This window comes from Sanguibacter sp. Z41_6 (assembly GCF_059621145.1).
The window spans coordinates 264,913-278,280 of sequence record NZ_JCAQIF010000003.1 but is presented as its reverse complement, the minus strand read 5'-3'; the positions used below and the strand labels follow the sequence as shown (position 1 = coordinate 278,280).

Sequence of the window (13,368 nt, the reverse complement as noted above, 5' to 3'; positions counted from 1 at the left end):
CACCGACCCCTGATTCCCGACCTCCGCCCCTACCGCCGAAGGACCGCCATGACACGCCTCGTCTCCTCGTCCGCCACCACCGTGACCCACGCGCTCGCGCGCCTGCACGCCGCCGTGCTCACGTCGTCCGCCGTTGCTCGACGCGAGCCGGACCGCGGAGACGTCCCGGGCTGGGTGCTCGTCACGCTCATGACCGCGGGTCTCGTCGTCGCCATCTGGGCGGTCGCCGGCCCCGCCCTCACGACGATGTTCACCGACGCGCTCGACAGCGTCACAGGTCCCTGACCTTGCGTTACAGGTCCCTGACCTTGCGTCACAGGTCGTTGACCTTGCGTCGCCGGTTCCTGCGCCCAGGCGGCGACACGGGATCCGCGCTCGCGGGATTCCTGCTCGTCTCCGTCCTCGTCACGGTGATGTTCCTCGGCGTGGTCCAGGTCGCCGTCGTCCTGCACGTCCGTGCGACGCTCACGGACTCGGCCGCCGAAGGCGCGCGCCACGCCGCGCGCGCGGACCGGGGCTTGCCGGACGGTGAGGACCGCTCACGTGAGCTGGTGACCGCAGCGTTGTCCGGTGCCTACGCGACCGACATCGTCGCCCGCTACGTCGGCGTCGCCGACGCGCGCATGGTCGAGGTCACCGTGACCGCCCCGGTGCCGGTCATCGGTCTCTGGGGGCCGGCGCGGTCGCTCACCACGCGTGGGCACGCGCTCGTCGAGGCGCTGCCATGAGATCGCGCGGCGACGACGGGAACGCCCTCGTCGAGTTCCTCGGAGCGGCCCTCATCCTCCTCATCCCGACGCTCTACCTCGTCGTGACCCTCGGGCGCGTGCAGGCCGCGACCTTCGCCGTCGAGGGTGCAGCCAAGGAGGCTGGGCGTGCCCTGTCGGTGGCGGCCGACCTCGACTCCGGTCTGTCGCGTGCCCACGCGGCCGTCGGCCTCTCGTTCAGCGACCAGGGCTTCGACGCCGACCCCGGGGCAGCGCTCGAGGTCTCGTGCTCCGTCGACCGGTGTCTCGCAGCGGGCTCCGACGTCGTCACGGTGGTCCGTCTCGAGGTGGCGCTCCCGGGCATCGGTGGGGCGGAGTCATGGTTGCCGTTGTCCGTCCCCGTCTCGGCGCGGGCCGTGACTCCGGTGGACGAGTTCAAGGAGGACCGATGACGCCCGCCGCACGACGGACGTCGAGGCTCGACCCGCACGGGGACGACGGTCAGATCCTCGTGCTCGCCCTGGGGTTCACCGTCGTGCTGCTGCTGCTCGTCTCCGTGGTCGTGTCGCTCACCGGGATCCAGCTCGAGCGCAAGCGCCTCGTCACGCTCGCGGACAACCTCGCCCTCGAGGCCGCCGACTCCGTCGATGCCGCATCCGTCTACGGCGGGACGGTCGGGCCCGGGGTCGACGGGGTGCAGCTGACCGACGCAGGCGTCCGGGCGGCCGTGACCGAGTACCTCGCGACGAACCCCGAGGTGGTGTCCGGTCTCGATGGCCTGAGCGTCGACGTCGCCGACACCCCGGACGGGCAGACTGCCCGCGTGGTGCTCACCGCGCGGGCCCGGCCGACCCTCATCAGCCCGGTGACCGAGCTGTTCTCCGACGGGGTGACGCTCACCGCCCGCTCGACGGCGCGCGCAACCGACCCGTCCTGACAACAAAGGTGCTCCGCCGAGGTCCAGCGACGTGCACCGGCGCCCGCTCCGCACGACGCACCCACGCTGGCTCGGCACCGCCCACCGACGGGTGAGCCGCGCCGCGCGGCCCGTCCTGCGGAGCGGCTCACGTCAGGCAGAACTCGTTGCCCTCCGGGTCGGCCATGGTGATCCACGAGCTCGGACCCTCGTGACCGACGTAGAGGAACCGCGCACCGCGCGCCTCGAGCGCGGCGCGCACCTCGTCGACGTTGTCGTCGCCGATGCGCACGTCCAGGTGCATCCGGTTCTTCACTGTCTTCGCCTCGGGGACGCCCATGAACAGCACGCGCGGGGTACCCGGCGCGTCGGGGTCGGTGATCGCAGCACCGTCAGCCCAGACGAGCTGCCCGTTGTGGACGAGGGTGTCGGTCTCGTGCGCCACACCCTGCTCGACGAGCGAACGGATGAGGGCAGGGTCGGTGGACTCCACGTGCCACCCGAGCGTCTGTGCCCACCAGTCTGCGAGGGTGTGCGGGTCCGTGGCGTCGACCGTGACCTGGAATCGGTAGCCCATCCTCCAACAGTACGATTCAGGACGAATCGACGGAAGGGTGCGAGTGGGCGGCAGGCGCCGCCGAGACCCCGTGGACGGTTCCCACATTCCGCTCATCGCTGATGTGACATGCGTCATGGGCCATCGGGAGCGTGGCTGCGGAGCGGGTGGCAGAATCGTCAGGCAGTGAGGGCCCGGCATCGTGGACGGAACGGACGTGGAGTGAACGGCAACGCAACCGCAGTGCACCGCAACGTGGCGCTGTTGTCGCTCGCGACGACGATGGCAGAGCGCGTGACCACGTCCGCGCAGATCGACGAGCGCCTCAAGCCGGTGCTCAAGCGCCTGCGGATGCCTGCGGGCCTGCTCCAGCGGGTCGCCGGCGTCCACGAGCGCCGCAACTGGGCCGAGGGTCAGACGTTCGACGGTGCCGCGGTCGAGGCGGGGGAGAAGGCGCTCGCCGAGGCGGGCATCGAAGCCGGCCAGGTCGGCCTCATCATCAACACCTCCGTCACCCGCAAGCACCTCGAACCGTCCGTCGCCGTACGCATCCACCACGGGCTCGGCCTGCCGTCCTCGGCCATCAACTTCGACATCGCCAACGCGTGCCTCGGGTTCGTCAACGGCATGAGCCTGGCTGCCCAGCTCATCGACGCGGGACAGATCCAGTACGCCGTCGTCATCAACGGCGAGGACGCCGACGAGATCCAGGACAACACCATCGAGCGGCTCGGCCGCGACGGCGTCAGCCGCGCCGACTTCATGAGCGAGTTCGCCAGCCTCACCCTCGGCTCCGGCGCCGCCGCCGCCGTGCTCGGCCCAGCGGACAAGCACCCCGGCGGGCACCGGATCCTCGGTGGTGTCACCCGTGCGGCCACCCAGTTCAACGACCTGTGCGTCGGCAGCGTGGAAGGCATGTTCACCGATGCCAAGGCGCTGCTCAAGGGCGGCATGGAGCTCGTCGTCGCCGCGTGGCAGGAAGCCAAGAAGGACTGGGACTGGTCCTCGATGGACCGCTACATCCTCCACCAGGTCTCCGACGTCCACACCGACGCGATCGTCAAGGCTGCGAAGCTCGACCGCTCCAAGGTGCCCGTCACGTACTCGCACCTCGGCAACGTCGGGCCCGCATCGATCCCCATCACCCTCGCCCAGGAGGCCAAGCACCTCTCCGCAGGGGACCGGGTCCTGCTCATGGGGGTCGGGTCCGGCCTCAATACCGCGATGATGGAGATCGCCTGGTGAGGTACCGCCTCCCCGGGGCGGCGTCGGCCACGGCGCCCGCCTCGCTGCCCCCGCACGGCCTCGACGGTCTCGATCCCCGCTTCTCCCGCCTCGTGACGACCACGTCGTCGTCCGACGCGGACGCCCCGGCGGGCGACCAGCACGATCGGACGTGGCACGTCCTCGACAACGCCGACCAGCTCGCTGCGCTCGGCGTGGCGCCCGTCGGCACCGTCCTCTGCGTCCACGGCAACCCCACGTGGTCCTACCTCTGGCGCCGGCTCGTCGCCGCCGCGACCGACGCCGCCGCCGACGGCCGCGACGCCTGGCGTGTCGTCGCCGTCGACCAGCTCGACATGGGGTTCTCGGAGCGGACAGGCCGCGCGCGTCCACTGGAGCAGCGCGTCCGGGACCTCGGCCGCCTCACGGACGCCCTCGGCCTCGCCGGCACGCCCGTGGTCACCCTCGGGCACGACTGGGGTGGCGTCGTGTCGCTCGGCTGGGCCGTGGACCACCCCGACGAGCTCCTCGGCGTCATGCTGCTCAACACGGCGGTGCACCAGTCCGAGCAGGACCCCATCCCCGCCCCGCTGCGCCTCGCGCTGCGTCCCGGGGTGCTCGGCCCGGCCACAGTGACGACCCCCGCCTTCCTCGAGACGACCCTCGCGCTCGCCCGCCCGGGGCTCCCCGGCGCCGTGAAGGACGCGTACCGCGCGCCCTACCGCGCCGCGGACCGCCGCGGTGGCATCGGGGGATTCGTCGCCGACATCCCCGTCGACGCCAGCCACCGCAGCACCGCAGAGCTCCACCGCATCGCCGACGGCGTCCGCACGCTCGCGGTCCCGGCGCTCCTGCTGTGGGGCCCGCGGGACCCCATCTTCAGCGACCGGTACCTCGACGACCTCGCCGACCGCCTCCCGCACGCCGACATCCACCGGTTCGAGGATGCCGGGCACCTCGTCGCCGAAGACGTCGACTATGCGACCGCCGCGCTCACCTGGCTCGGCGACCGGTTGCCGTCGGGCGGCACCCTCGTCGCACCGGCAGCGGACCAGGACGAGCCCGCGCCCGACGACCTGCCGTTGTGGCACTACCTCGACACGCTGAGCGACCGCGAGGACACCGCTCTCGTGGAGATGGCGCCGCCGACCGGCACAGGCCCCCGCACCGTGTCCTGGCGCCTGCTCGCACGACGCGTGCGGGAGCTCGCTGGAGGACTCCACTCCGCGGGCGTCCGCAAGGGAGACCGCGTCTCCCTGCTCGTCCAGCCGGGCGCCGACCTCACAGCTGTCCTCTACGCGTGCCTGCGCATCGGCGCCGTCGTCGTCGTCGCTGACGCCGGGCTCGGCCTGCGTGGACTGACCCGCGCCGTGCGCGGCGCGTGGCCCGACCACGTCATCGGCGCTGTCCCGGGGCTCGCAGCGGCACGCGCGCTCGGCTGGCCCGGCCAGAAGATCTCCACCACGGACCTGCCGCGCGCCACGGCCCGCGCCCTCGGCGTGTGCTGGAGCCTGCCGGACCTCGCCGAGCGGGGCGCCGAGCGACTCGCTCGGATCCCGGGTGAGCTCCCTCCCGCTCCGTCTCCCTCCGACGTCGCCGCTGTCCTCTTCACCTCCGGGTCGACCGGCCCGGCCAAAGGCGTCGTCTACACGCACGCGCAGCTCTCCGCCGTCGCACGCGCCCTCGCCCGGCAGTACGAGATGGGTGTCGGAACCGGCCTCGTCGCCGGGTTCGCTCCCTTCGCGCTGCTGGGCCCCGCGCTCGGCGCCTGCTCCGTGACGCCCGACATGAACGTCACCGCCCCGCGGACGCTCACCGCCCGCGCCGTGGCCGACGCGGTCGCCGCCGTCGACGCGACCGTCCTGTTCCTCTCGCCCGCGGCGTTGACGAACGTCGTGGCGACCGCCGGTGAGCTCACGGCCACCGACCGCGAGGCGCTCGCGGGCGTCCGGACGTTCCTCTCCGCGGGGGCGCCCGTCTCCGAGCAGCTCCTGTCCGAGGCGGCACGGCTCATGCCGGGTGCGACCCCGCACACCCCCTACGGGATGACCGAGGGCCTGCTCCTCACGGACGTCACCCTCGACGAGATCCGGGACGCGTCGAACCACGAACCCGCGGGTGCGTCGGGGGGCGTGTGCGTCGGCTCGCCCGCGCAGGGCGTCGACATCCGCATCAGTGCCCTCGACGCCTCCGGTGCCGCGACGGGCGCCCCCGCGTCCGACCCGGGCATCACGGGAGAGGTCGTCGTGCGCGCGGCGCACGTCAAGGACCACTACGACCGCCTGTGGCTCACCAATCGTGCCAGCAAGGACGCGGCCTCGACGGACGAACGCTGGCACCGGACCGGCGACGTCGGGCACCTCGACGAGGCCGGACGCCTGTGGATCGAGGGCCGCCTCGCGCACGTCGTGGTCACCGCGGCGGGAGTCGTCACGCCCGTCGGGCTCGAGCAGGAGGTCGAGTCGGTGCCCGACGTGCGCCGAGCGGCCGTCGTCGGCATCGGACCGGTCGGCACGCAGCTCCTCGTCGCGGTCGTCGAGACCTCGACGACGTCACGCCGGGTCCGCCTCGCCCCGCCGGAGCTCGCGGACGCGGTCCGCGCCGCGACGAGCCGACCCCTCGCTGCGGTGCTCGTCGTGCCCGCCCTGCCCACAGACGTGCGGCACAACTCCAAGATCGACCGCGCACGCCTCGCGACGTGGGCTGCCGCGGTGCTCGCCGGCGGGAGGCTGAGGCGTCCATGACCACCGTCCTCGTGACCGGCGCGAGCGGCCTGCTCGGAGGCGCCGTCGCTGCGCTCCTGCGGGACCGCGGCGACACCGTGCGCACGTTCCAGCGCAGCCCCAGCCAGGTCGTCGGTGTCGAGGACGCCCGCGGCTCGGTGACGAGCCGGGAGGACGTCGAACGAGCGACCGAGGGCGTCGATGCCGTCGTGCACCTCGCCGCGAAGGTCTCCCTCGCCGGAGACCCCGCGGACTTCGACCGCGTCAACGTCGGCGGGACGAGGACCCTCCTCGCCGCGGCCGCCACCCACGGCGTGGACCGCTTCGTCCAGGTCTCCTCCCCGTCCGTCGCGCACACGGGCGAGCCGATCATGGGCGACGACGCCCTGCCGGCCGATCCCGCCCGCGCACGCGGCGACTACGCGCGGACGAAGGCGATCGCCGAGCTCCTCGCGCTCGACGCCGACTCGGTCGCGATGGCCGTCGTCGCCGTGCGTCCCCACCTCGTGTGGGGACCGGGCGACACGCAGCTCACGGCGCGCATCGTCGAACGCGCCCGCGCGGGCCGGCTCCCGCTCCTCGACGACGGGGCGGCGCTCATCGACACGACGTACATCGACAACGCGGCGAGCGCGATCGTCGCGGCGCTCGACCGTGCGCCGTCCGTCCGCGGGAACGCCTATGTCGTGACGAACGGCGAGCCGCGACCCATCGCCGAGGTGATCGCCGGCATCTGCGCCGCCGGAGGCGTCGCCGCGCCGCGCTGGCGCGTGCCTGCCGCTGCTGCCCGCGCAGCCGGGTCCCTCGTGGAGGCTGTGTGGCGTCGCCGGCCCGGCGAGGACGAGCCGCCCATGACGCGGTTCCTCGCCGAGCAGCTGTCCACCGCGCACTGGTTCGACCAGCGCCGCACCCGCGCCGACCTGCAGTGGGCGCCCGGTGTGACGCTCGAGGAGGGCATGCGACGCCTCGCCGCGTCCTACGCGGCGCCGTGAGCGCCAGCGGACCGGTCGGCGAGGTCGGCACCACGCGAGTCGCGTAACCTAGACGATCGTGGCTACCACCGACTTCTCCTCCGCGATCAGCGCCCTGCGGGGCACCCTCGCGACGATCAGCGCCGTGACCGACCCCGATGCGCTGCGCGTACGCATCTCCGAGCTGTCCGAGCAGGCGTCCGCACCCGACCTGTGGGACGACACCGACGCCGCGCAGAAGGTCACGACCGCGCTCTCGCAGGCCCAGTCCGACCTCGACCGCATCACGAGCATGGAGTCGCGGATCGACGACCTCGAGGTCCTCGTCGAGATGGCGACCGAGGGTGACGGGGCGGACGACGCCGACACGGTCGCCGAGGCCGAGGCCGAGCTCGCGGGGATCCGCAAGGACCTCGGCGAGCTCGAGGTGAAGACGCTGCTCTCGGGTGAGTACGACGCGCGCGAGGCGGTCGTGACGATCCGTGCCGGTGCCGGCGGCGTCGACGCCGCGGACTTCGCAGAGATGCTCATGCGCATGTACCTGCGCTGGGCCGAGCGCCACGGGTACCCGACGTCGGTCCTCGACACCTCCTACGCGGAGGAGGCAGGGCTGAAGTCCGCCACCTTCGAGATCAAGGCGCCCTACGCCTTCGGCAACCTCTCCGTCGAGGCCGGGACGCACCGCCTCGTGCGCATCTCGCCGTTCGACAACCAGGGCCGTCGCCAGACCTCCTTCGCGGCGGTGGAGGTCATCCCGCTCATCGAGCAGACCGACCACATCGACATCGACGAGAACGAGATCCGGGTCGACGTGTTCCGCTCGTCGGGCCCCGGTGGACAGTCCGTCAACACGACCGACTCCGCGGTCCGCCTCACCCACATCCCCACGGGGATCGTCGTGTCGATGCAGAACGAGAAGTCCCAGATCCAGAACCGCGCGGCGGCCATGCGCGTCCTCGCCTCCAGGCTCCTCATCGAGCGCCAGGCGCAGGAGAAGGCCAAGAAGAAGGAGCTGGCGGGCGACGTCAAGGCGAGCTGGGGAGACCAGATGCGCTCGTACGTGCTCCAGCCGTACCAGATGGTCAAGGACCTCCGGACCGAGCACGAGGTGAGCAACACCAGCGCGGTGTTCGACGGCGAGATCGACGACTTCATCGAGGCCGGCATCCGCTGGCGCCGGTCCAAGACCGACTGACCCGCGCAGCCGCCGAGGGCGCCCCCGCTCTCGCCCGTGTGCTCTCGCCCGTGTGCTCTCGCTCATGGGCGGCGTGTCTGCGCCGATTAGCACCGTGGGCGTGTCTACCCTCGATACGCCCTGTGGCATCCGCCGCGCGCCCCCGAGCAGAAGATGGTCCCTGTGATCCGGTTCGAGAACGTCACCAAGGTCTATGCGCGTGGCGCGAAGCCGGCTCTGGACGACGTGTCCCTCGAGATCGAGCGCGGCGAGTTCGTGTTCCTCGTCGGAGCGTCGGGCTCCGGCAAGTCGACGTTCCTGCGTCTGGTGCTCCGTGAGGAGCGCGCCACGTCGGGGAACGTCTTCGTGGCCGGGCGCGACCTGCAGAACCTGTCGAACTGGAAGGTGCCGATGATGCGCCGCCAGATCGGGGCGGTGTTCCAGGACTTCCGGCTGCTCCCGAACAAGACCGTGTTCGAGAACGTCGCGTTCGCCCTCCAGGTCATCGGCAAGCCGCGCCACCACATCGTGACGACCGTCCCCGAGACCCTCGAGATGGTCGGCCTGGCCGGCAAGGAGAAGCGCCGGCCCCACGAGCTCTCGGGCGGTGAGCAGCAGCGCGTGGCGATCGCGCGCGCCTTCGTCAACCGCCCCTCGATCCTCCTGTGCGACGAGCCCACCGGGAACCTCGACCCGACGACGTCCCTCGGGATCATGCGTCTGCTCGACAGGATCAACCGGACGGGGACCACCGTCGTCATGGCCACCCACGACGACGAGATCGTCGACCAGATGCGCAAGCGCGTGATCGAGCTGTCCGGCGGTGAGCTGGTCCGTGACCAGTCCCGCGGTGTCTACGGCTCGGCCCGCTGAGGAGATCACACGTGCGTTTCCAGTTCATCCTTTCCGAGATCGGCATCGGTCTTCGACGCAACCTGTCGATGACCGTCTCGGTCATCCTCGTGACATTCGTGTCGCTGACCTTCGTCGGCGCCGCCGTGCTCACCCAGATGCAGATCGCGAAGCTCAAGGGGGAGTGGTACGACAAGGTCGAGATCAGCGTCTACCTCTGCCCGCAGGGCTCGACCGTCCCGACGTGCGCCGGCGGTGAGGCGACGGAGGACCAGATCGCGGCCGTCGCCGACCTTCTCGAGTCGCCGGAGGTCGCCCCCGAGGTCGACACGGTGATGTTCGAGAGCAAGGCCGAGGCCTGGGTGACGTTCTCGGAGCAGTTCGCCGACCGGTGGTGGTTCAACAGCGTCACCGAGGACGACATGAACGCGTCCTACCGCATCAAGCTCACGGACCCGGAGCAGTACGAGGTCATCAACGACGTCCTGACCGGGCATCCCGGCGTGGAGGAGGTCCGTGACCAACGGCAGATCTTCGAGCCCCTGTTCCTCGTCCTCGACCGCATGACGCTGCTCTCGGCGGGACTCGCCGGGGTCATGCTCGTCGCGGCGGTGCTCCTCATCACCACGACGATCCGGCTGTCTGCACTCAGCCGGCGCCGGGAGACGGGGATCATGCGGCTCGTGGGGGCGTCGACGTTCTTCATCCAGCTGCCGTTCATGCTCGAGGGCGCGATCGCCGCGACCATCGGCGCACTCATGGCGGTCGCTGGGCTCTGGGTGGGTGTGCGGTTCCTCATCGAGGACTGGCTCGGTCAGTCGGTGCAGTGGATCCCCTACGTCACGACGAGCGACGTGCTCGTGATCGCGCCGATCCTCATCGGCGTCGCGTTCCTGCTCGCCGCGATCTCCTCGATCGTGACCCTGCGCCGTTACACGAAGGTCTGACATGAACAAGGCCCGCTCCGTCCTCGCCGCCGTCCTGTGTCTCGGGTTGTTCGTCGGTCTCGGAGGGCTGCCCGCCTCCGCGGACGACCTCGACGACCGGCTCGCCGAGGCGCAGCGTCAGGCCGACGCGAACAAGGCGGCGCTGGACCAGACGACCGCCGACCTCGCGGAGACGGACACCGAGCTCGCGCAGGCGTACCTCGACCTCCAGACGGTCGAGGCCCAGCTGCCCGTCGCCGAGGCCGTCCTGGTGCAGGCCACCGCCACCCTCGAGACGGCCCAGCGTGAGGCCGACGCTCTCGCGCAGCGCCTCGTGGACGCGCAGGACGAGAAGGTCACGCTGACAGCGGAGATCGAGACCAACGCCACCGCCGCATCGGATGCCCGGAATGGTGTCGCTGAGATGGCCCGCCAGGCAGCCAAGGGCGACATGGGCTTCTCCGGCCTCGAGTTCGTCGTCGGAGCCCAGACGACCGAGGAGTTCATCAGCGAGTACTCCATGGCGTCCACCGCGATGCGGACCCAGACGACCTCGCTCGACGAGCTCCGCCAGACGGAGGCGGTGTCGAAGAACAGCGAGGTCCGGCTGGAAGCCGTCGAGGTCGCCATCGCCGACCTCAAGACGGAGGCTGACGCGAAGGTCGTCGAGGCCGACGAGGCGGAGCAGGCCGCGGCCGACGCGAAGACCGAGGTGGAGCGGCTCGTGGGGGAGCAGACCCTCAAGAAGCAGACCATCGAGGACCGCAAGGCGATCGAGCAGCAGCGCCAGGACGAGCTGGCTGCGGCGGGCAGCACCCTGACGACGGAGATCCAGGACATCATCGGCCTCCAGGAGGCAGAACGAGCGCGCATCGCGGCGGAGCAGGAGGCGGCCCGACAGGCGGCCGCGGCCGCGGCGGCAGCCGCCAAGCCCAAGCCCGGGTCGTCTGCGCCCGCACCGGCGCCCGCGCCGGCGCCAGCCCCACCGAGCTCCGGGGGAGGGTCGGTCCTCAGCTACCCGACCTCCGTCCCGTACGTGACGTCGAGCTACGGCTGGCGGCTGCACCCCGTGCTCGGATACAGCAGGCTGCACGCCGGGACCGACCTGCGCGCGTACTGCGGGACGGCGATCTACGCGTCTGCGGGTGGGACGGTGCAGTGGGCGAAGTACCGCGGCGGCTACGGCAACCAGGTGCTCGTCGACCACGGGTACGTCAACGGCTCGAGCCTCATGACGAGCTACAACCACCTCACGAGCTTCGCCGTCTCGGGTGGGCAGTCGGTGTCGAAGGGGCAGCTGGTGGGCTACTCGGGCAACACGGGCACGAGCACCGCCTGCCACCTCCACTTCGAGGTGTACGTCAACGGTGGCACCGTCGACCCGATGACGATGCTGCGGTAGTCGGCCGCCAGCAAAATCCGTGGGACGTCAGCGGTCGGTGATCTACGCTGGGACGTCCCACGGCAACCGACGACCACCTGGAGGTGTGAAGCCATGGCGAAGATGTACATGGTGCCCGACGGCTCCAAGCGGCCGCCCAAGAAGGTCGACCAGGGCCCCGTGCGCAAGCTCGTCGCGAGCAACAAGAAGGCGCGCCACGACTACGTCATCGACGACGTGTTCGAGGCAGGCCTCGTCCTGTCCGGCACGGAGGTCAAGGCGCTGCGCGCCGGTCGGGCGTCGCTCGTCGACGGGTACTGCTCGATCGAGGGCGGCGAGGCGTGGCTCGAGGGCGCGCACATCTCCGAGTACGCGCACGGTACGTGGACCAACCACGCGCCGCGGCGCAAGCGCAAGCTCCTGCTGCACCGGGACGAGATCGACCGGCTGGACCAGAAGTCGAAGGAGAAGGGCTTCACGGTCATCCCGTTGCAGCTGTACTTCCTCGACGGCCGCGCGAAGGTCGAGATCGCGCTCGCCCGCGGCAAGAAGGAGTACGACAAGCGTCAGACGCTCCGTGAGCAGCAGGACAACCGCGAGGCGCACCGCGCGATCCGGGCCCGCGAGCTGCGCTGACCGCTGGACCCCCGCTGCAGCGCCTGTCCGGGATCTCGGAAATAAAGGAGCGCCCCCGGTCGTTGAGACCGTATGCTGGACCTGCTTCCCGCGCGGCCACCACAGGCGTACGGGACGTGGTTGACAACTGCACAGGGGGTGATCGGTTTCGACGGTGGTCGTGTTTCGAGGAGAAGCGGGCCGAGGATGCAGACTTATCTCGTAAACGATGTCTGCAAACCAATAGGTGCCGATTCCAAGCGCACCGACTTCGCACTCGCCGCCTGAGCGAGTCCTGAAGTCCGTCAGCCTGAGGTAGCTTCCGCCTCAGTCCCTGGCGTCATCTAGGGAGCCACTGCTTGCAGCGTTCGTCGTTGGCGCTGCAGGGACTTTTAGACGACTGGGCCTGTCAGCAGCTTGTCTGTGTGAGTGCTGGGGCCGAGAAAATCCGTAGCAGACTGCGCCCGGAGAAGTCCTGGATTTGCGTCACCGGACCGGGGTTCGATTCCCCGCACCTCCACCAGAGATCCCCTCGCAGTGCCACAAGGCCGCCCTCCTCGGAGGGCGGCCTTGTGGCGTTCCCGGGCGCTCCTGGCCGTGCGGGGGGCGTGAACCTCGACATGCCGGACAGGCTGCGCCACACTGCGCTGGTGCCCGCGTACTGGAACCACAACACCGCGTACCACCCGCTGATCCTGCGCGTCGCGCAGCGCCGGCCCGGTTCGGCGATCGACATCGGCTGCGGTGACGGGCTGCTCCTGGAGCGGCTCGCTGCCGTGAGCGCGGAGGTCACCGGCCTCGAGCCGGACCCACGTGCCCTTGCAGCGGCTCGCACCCGCACGCGCGGGCTGCCCGACGTCCGGCTGGCCCACGGTGCACTCGTGCCCGAGAAGGGGACCAGCGAGGCAGCCGGCTCCCTGCCGGCGGAGCACGCGGACGTGCTGCGGGAGCAGTACGACCTCGTGACGATGGTCGCCGTGCTGCACCACATGGACACACGCGCGGGTCTGGAGGCGGCTCGTGCGCTCGTCGCGCCGGGTGGTCACCTCGTCGTCGTCGGGCTCGCCGCGAACGTCACAGCAACGGACTGGATGATCTCCGGCCTGGCGCTGCCGGTCGTGCGGATCGTCGACGCGGTGCGGCGGCCAGCGGACCCGGACGTGCAGATCGCCGCGCCGCGGGACGGGTTGTCGTCCATCCGGGAGACTGCCCGCTCGATCCTGCCGGGAGTGCGGATCAGGCGTGGTCTGTACTACCGGTACGTGCTGCGCTGGCAGGCGCCCGCCAGCGTCGAACCGGGCCTTCCCGGCCCGTAGCCAACGG

General features: G+C 71.0%; 14 protein-coding genes and 1 other RNA gene. 14 read left to right on the top strand and 1 reads right to left on the bottom strand.

The features are described from left to right. The first annotated feature begins 48 nt into the window (after positions 1-48). Genes AC54T1_RS08920 through AC54T1_RS08905 form a run of 4 tightly spaced genes read left to right on the top strand, consistent with a single transcriptional unit; the run spans position 49 to position 1,644 of the window. On the top strand, positions 49-285 hold the full coding sequence (locus tag AC54T1_RS08920; protein ID WP_496911717.1) for a hypothetical protein: 237 nt from the start codon (positions 49-51) through the stop codon (positions 283-285). Positions 286-329: 44 nt separating this feature from the next. Next, positions 330-728 (top strand): TadE/TadG family type IV pilus assembly protein, encoded by a 399-nt coding sequence (locus tag AC54T1_RS08915; RefSeq protein WP_496911716.1) that lies wholly within the window; start codon positions 330-332, stop codon positions 726-728. Then, positions 725-1,159 carry a pilus assembly protein gene (locus AC54T1_RS08910; RefSeq protein ID WP_496911715.1) on the top strand — a complete coding sequence of 145 codons (435 nt, stop codon included), beginning with the start codon at positions 725-727 and terminating at the stop codon, positions 1,157-1,159. Before AC54T1_RS08915 ends, AC54T1_RS08910 begins: the two co-directional genes overlap by 4 nt. Then, positions 1,156-1,644 (top strand): pilus assembly protein TadG-related protein, encoded by a 489-nt coding sequence (locus tag AC54T1_RS08905; protein ID WP_496911714.1) that lies wholly within the window; start codon positions 1,156-1,158, stop codon positions 1,642-1,644. Before AC54T1_RS08910 ends, AC54T1_RS08905 begins: the two co-directional genes overlap by 4 nt. A gap of 127 nt (positions 1,645-1,771) precedes the next feature. Here the strand turns inward: AC54T1_RS08905 and AC54T1_RS08900 are convergent, their stop codons facing one another. Beyond that, positions 1,772-2,200, bottom strand: a complete 429-nt coding sequence (locus AC54T1_RS08900) for a VOC family protein (protein ID WP_496911713.1) — start codon at positions 2,198-2,200, stop codon at positions 1,772-1,774. Between the two features lie 201 nt (positions 2,201-2,401). Here AC54T1_RS08900 and AC54T1_RS08895 point away from each other — a divergent pair, with 201 nt between their 5' ends. The 10 genes from AC54T1_RS08895 to AC54T1_RS08850 all read left to right on the top strand — a co-directional run bounded on the left by AC54T1_RS08895 (position 2,402) and on the right by AC54T1_RS08850 (position 13,361). After that, a complete protein-coding gene (locus AC54T1_RS08895; protein ID WP_484345148.1) occupies positions 2,402-3,424 on the top strand; it encodes a 3-oxoacyl-ACP synthase III in 1,023 nt (340 codons plus the stop codon). Continuing rightward, positions 3,421-6,147, top strand: coding sequence for an alpha/beta fold hydrolase (locus tag AC54T1_RS08890; protein ID WP_496911712.1), 2,727 nt, complete (start codon positions 3,421-3,423; stop codon positions 6,145-6,147). The genes AC54T1_RS08895 and AC54T1_RS08890 overlap by 4 nt, the downstream gene beginning before the upstream one ends. Beyond that, on the top strand, positions 6,144-7,118 hold the full coding sequence (locus AC54T1_RS08885) for an NAD-dependent epimerase/dehydratase family protein (protein WP_496911711.1): 975 nt from the start codon (positions 6,144-6,146) through the stop codon (positions 7,116-7,118). Before AC54T1_RS08890 ends, AC54T1_RS08885 begins: the two co-directional genes overlap by 4 nt. Before the next feature lie 58 nt (positions 7,119-7,176). Continuing rightward, the gene (gene prfB, locus AC54T1_RS08880) at positions 7,177-8,292 is read left to right on the top strand and encodes a peptide chain release factor 2 (RefSeq protein ID WP_496911710.1); all 1,116 of its coding nucleotides are present in this window, start codon (positions 7,177-7,179) and stop codon (positions 8,290-8,292) included. Positions 8,293-8,454: 162 nt separating this feature from the next. Beyond that, positions 8,455-9,144, top strand: a complete 690-nt coding sequence (ftsE, locus tag AC54T1_RS08875) for a cell division ATP-binding protein FtsE (protein WP_484345152.1) — start codon at positions 8,455-8,457, stop codon at positions 9,142-9,144. Between the two features lie 11 nt (positions 9,145-9,155). Next, positions 9,156-10,070 carry a permease-like cell division protein FtsX gene (gene ftsX, locus AC54T1_RS08870; RefSeq protein ID WP_484345153.1) on the top strand — a complete coding sequence of 305 codons (915 nt, stop codon included), beginning with the start codon at positions 9,156-9,158 and terminating at the stop codon, positions 10,068-10,070. A 1-nt stretch (position 10,071) separates the two neighbouring features. Next, positions 10,072-11,451, top strand: a complete 1,380-nt coding sequence (locus AC54T1_RS08865; protein WP_484345154.1) for a peptidoglycan DD-metalloendopeptidase family protein — start codon at positions 10,072-10,074, stop codon at positions 11,449-11,451. A gap of 102 nt (positions 11,452-11,553) precedes the next feature. Then, positions 11,554-12,066, top strand: a complete 513-nt coding sequence (smpB, locus tag AC54T1_RS08860; protein WP_484345409.1) for an SsrA-binding protein SmpB — start codon at positions 11,554-11,556, stop codon at positions 12,064-12,066. Positions 12,067-12,200: 134 nt separating this feature from the next. Continuing rightward, positions 12,201-12,568, top strand: a transfer-messenger RNA (tmRNA) gene (ssrA, locus tag AC54T1_RS08855). Between the two features lie 127 nt (positions 12,569-12,695). Then, positions 12,696-13,361 carry a class I SAM-dependent methyltransferase gene (locus AC54T1_RS08850; RefSeq protein WP_496911709.1) on the top strand — a complete coding sequence of 222 codons (666 nt, stop codon included), beginning with the start codon at positions 12,696-12,698 and terminating at the stop codon, positions 13,359-13,361. Positions 13,362-13,368 lie beyond the last annotated feature (7 nt).

Coding starts and splice junctions, on each gene's coding strand:
- AC54T1_RS08905 (WP_496911714.1), top strand. CDS start 1,156: ATGACGCCCGCCGCACGACGGACGTCGAGGCTCGACCCGCACGGGGAC.
- AC54T1_RS08865 (WP_484345154.1), top strand. CDS start 10,072: ATGAACAAGGCCCGCTCCGTCCTCGCCGCCGTCCTGTGTCTCGGGTTG.
- smpB (WP_484345409.1), top strand. CDS start 11,554: ATGTACATGGTGCCCGACGGCTCCAAGCGGCCGCCCAAGAAGGTCGAC.
- AC54T1_RS08900 (WP_496911713.1), bottom strand. CDS start 2,200: ATGGGCTACCGATTCCAGGTCACGGTCGACGCCACGGACCCGCACACC.
- AC54T1_RS08910 (WP_496911715.1), top strand. CDS start 725: ATGAGATCGCGCGGCGACGACGGGAACGCCCTCGTCGAGTTCCTCGGA.
- AC54T1_RS08885 (WP_496911711.1), top strand. CDS start 6,144: ATGACCACCGTCCTCGTGACCGGCGCGAGCGGCCTGCTCGGAGGCGCC.
- AC54T1_RS08920 (WP_496911717.1), top strand. CDS start 49: ATGACACGCCTCGTCTCCTCGTCCGCCACCACCGTGACCCACGCGCTC.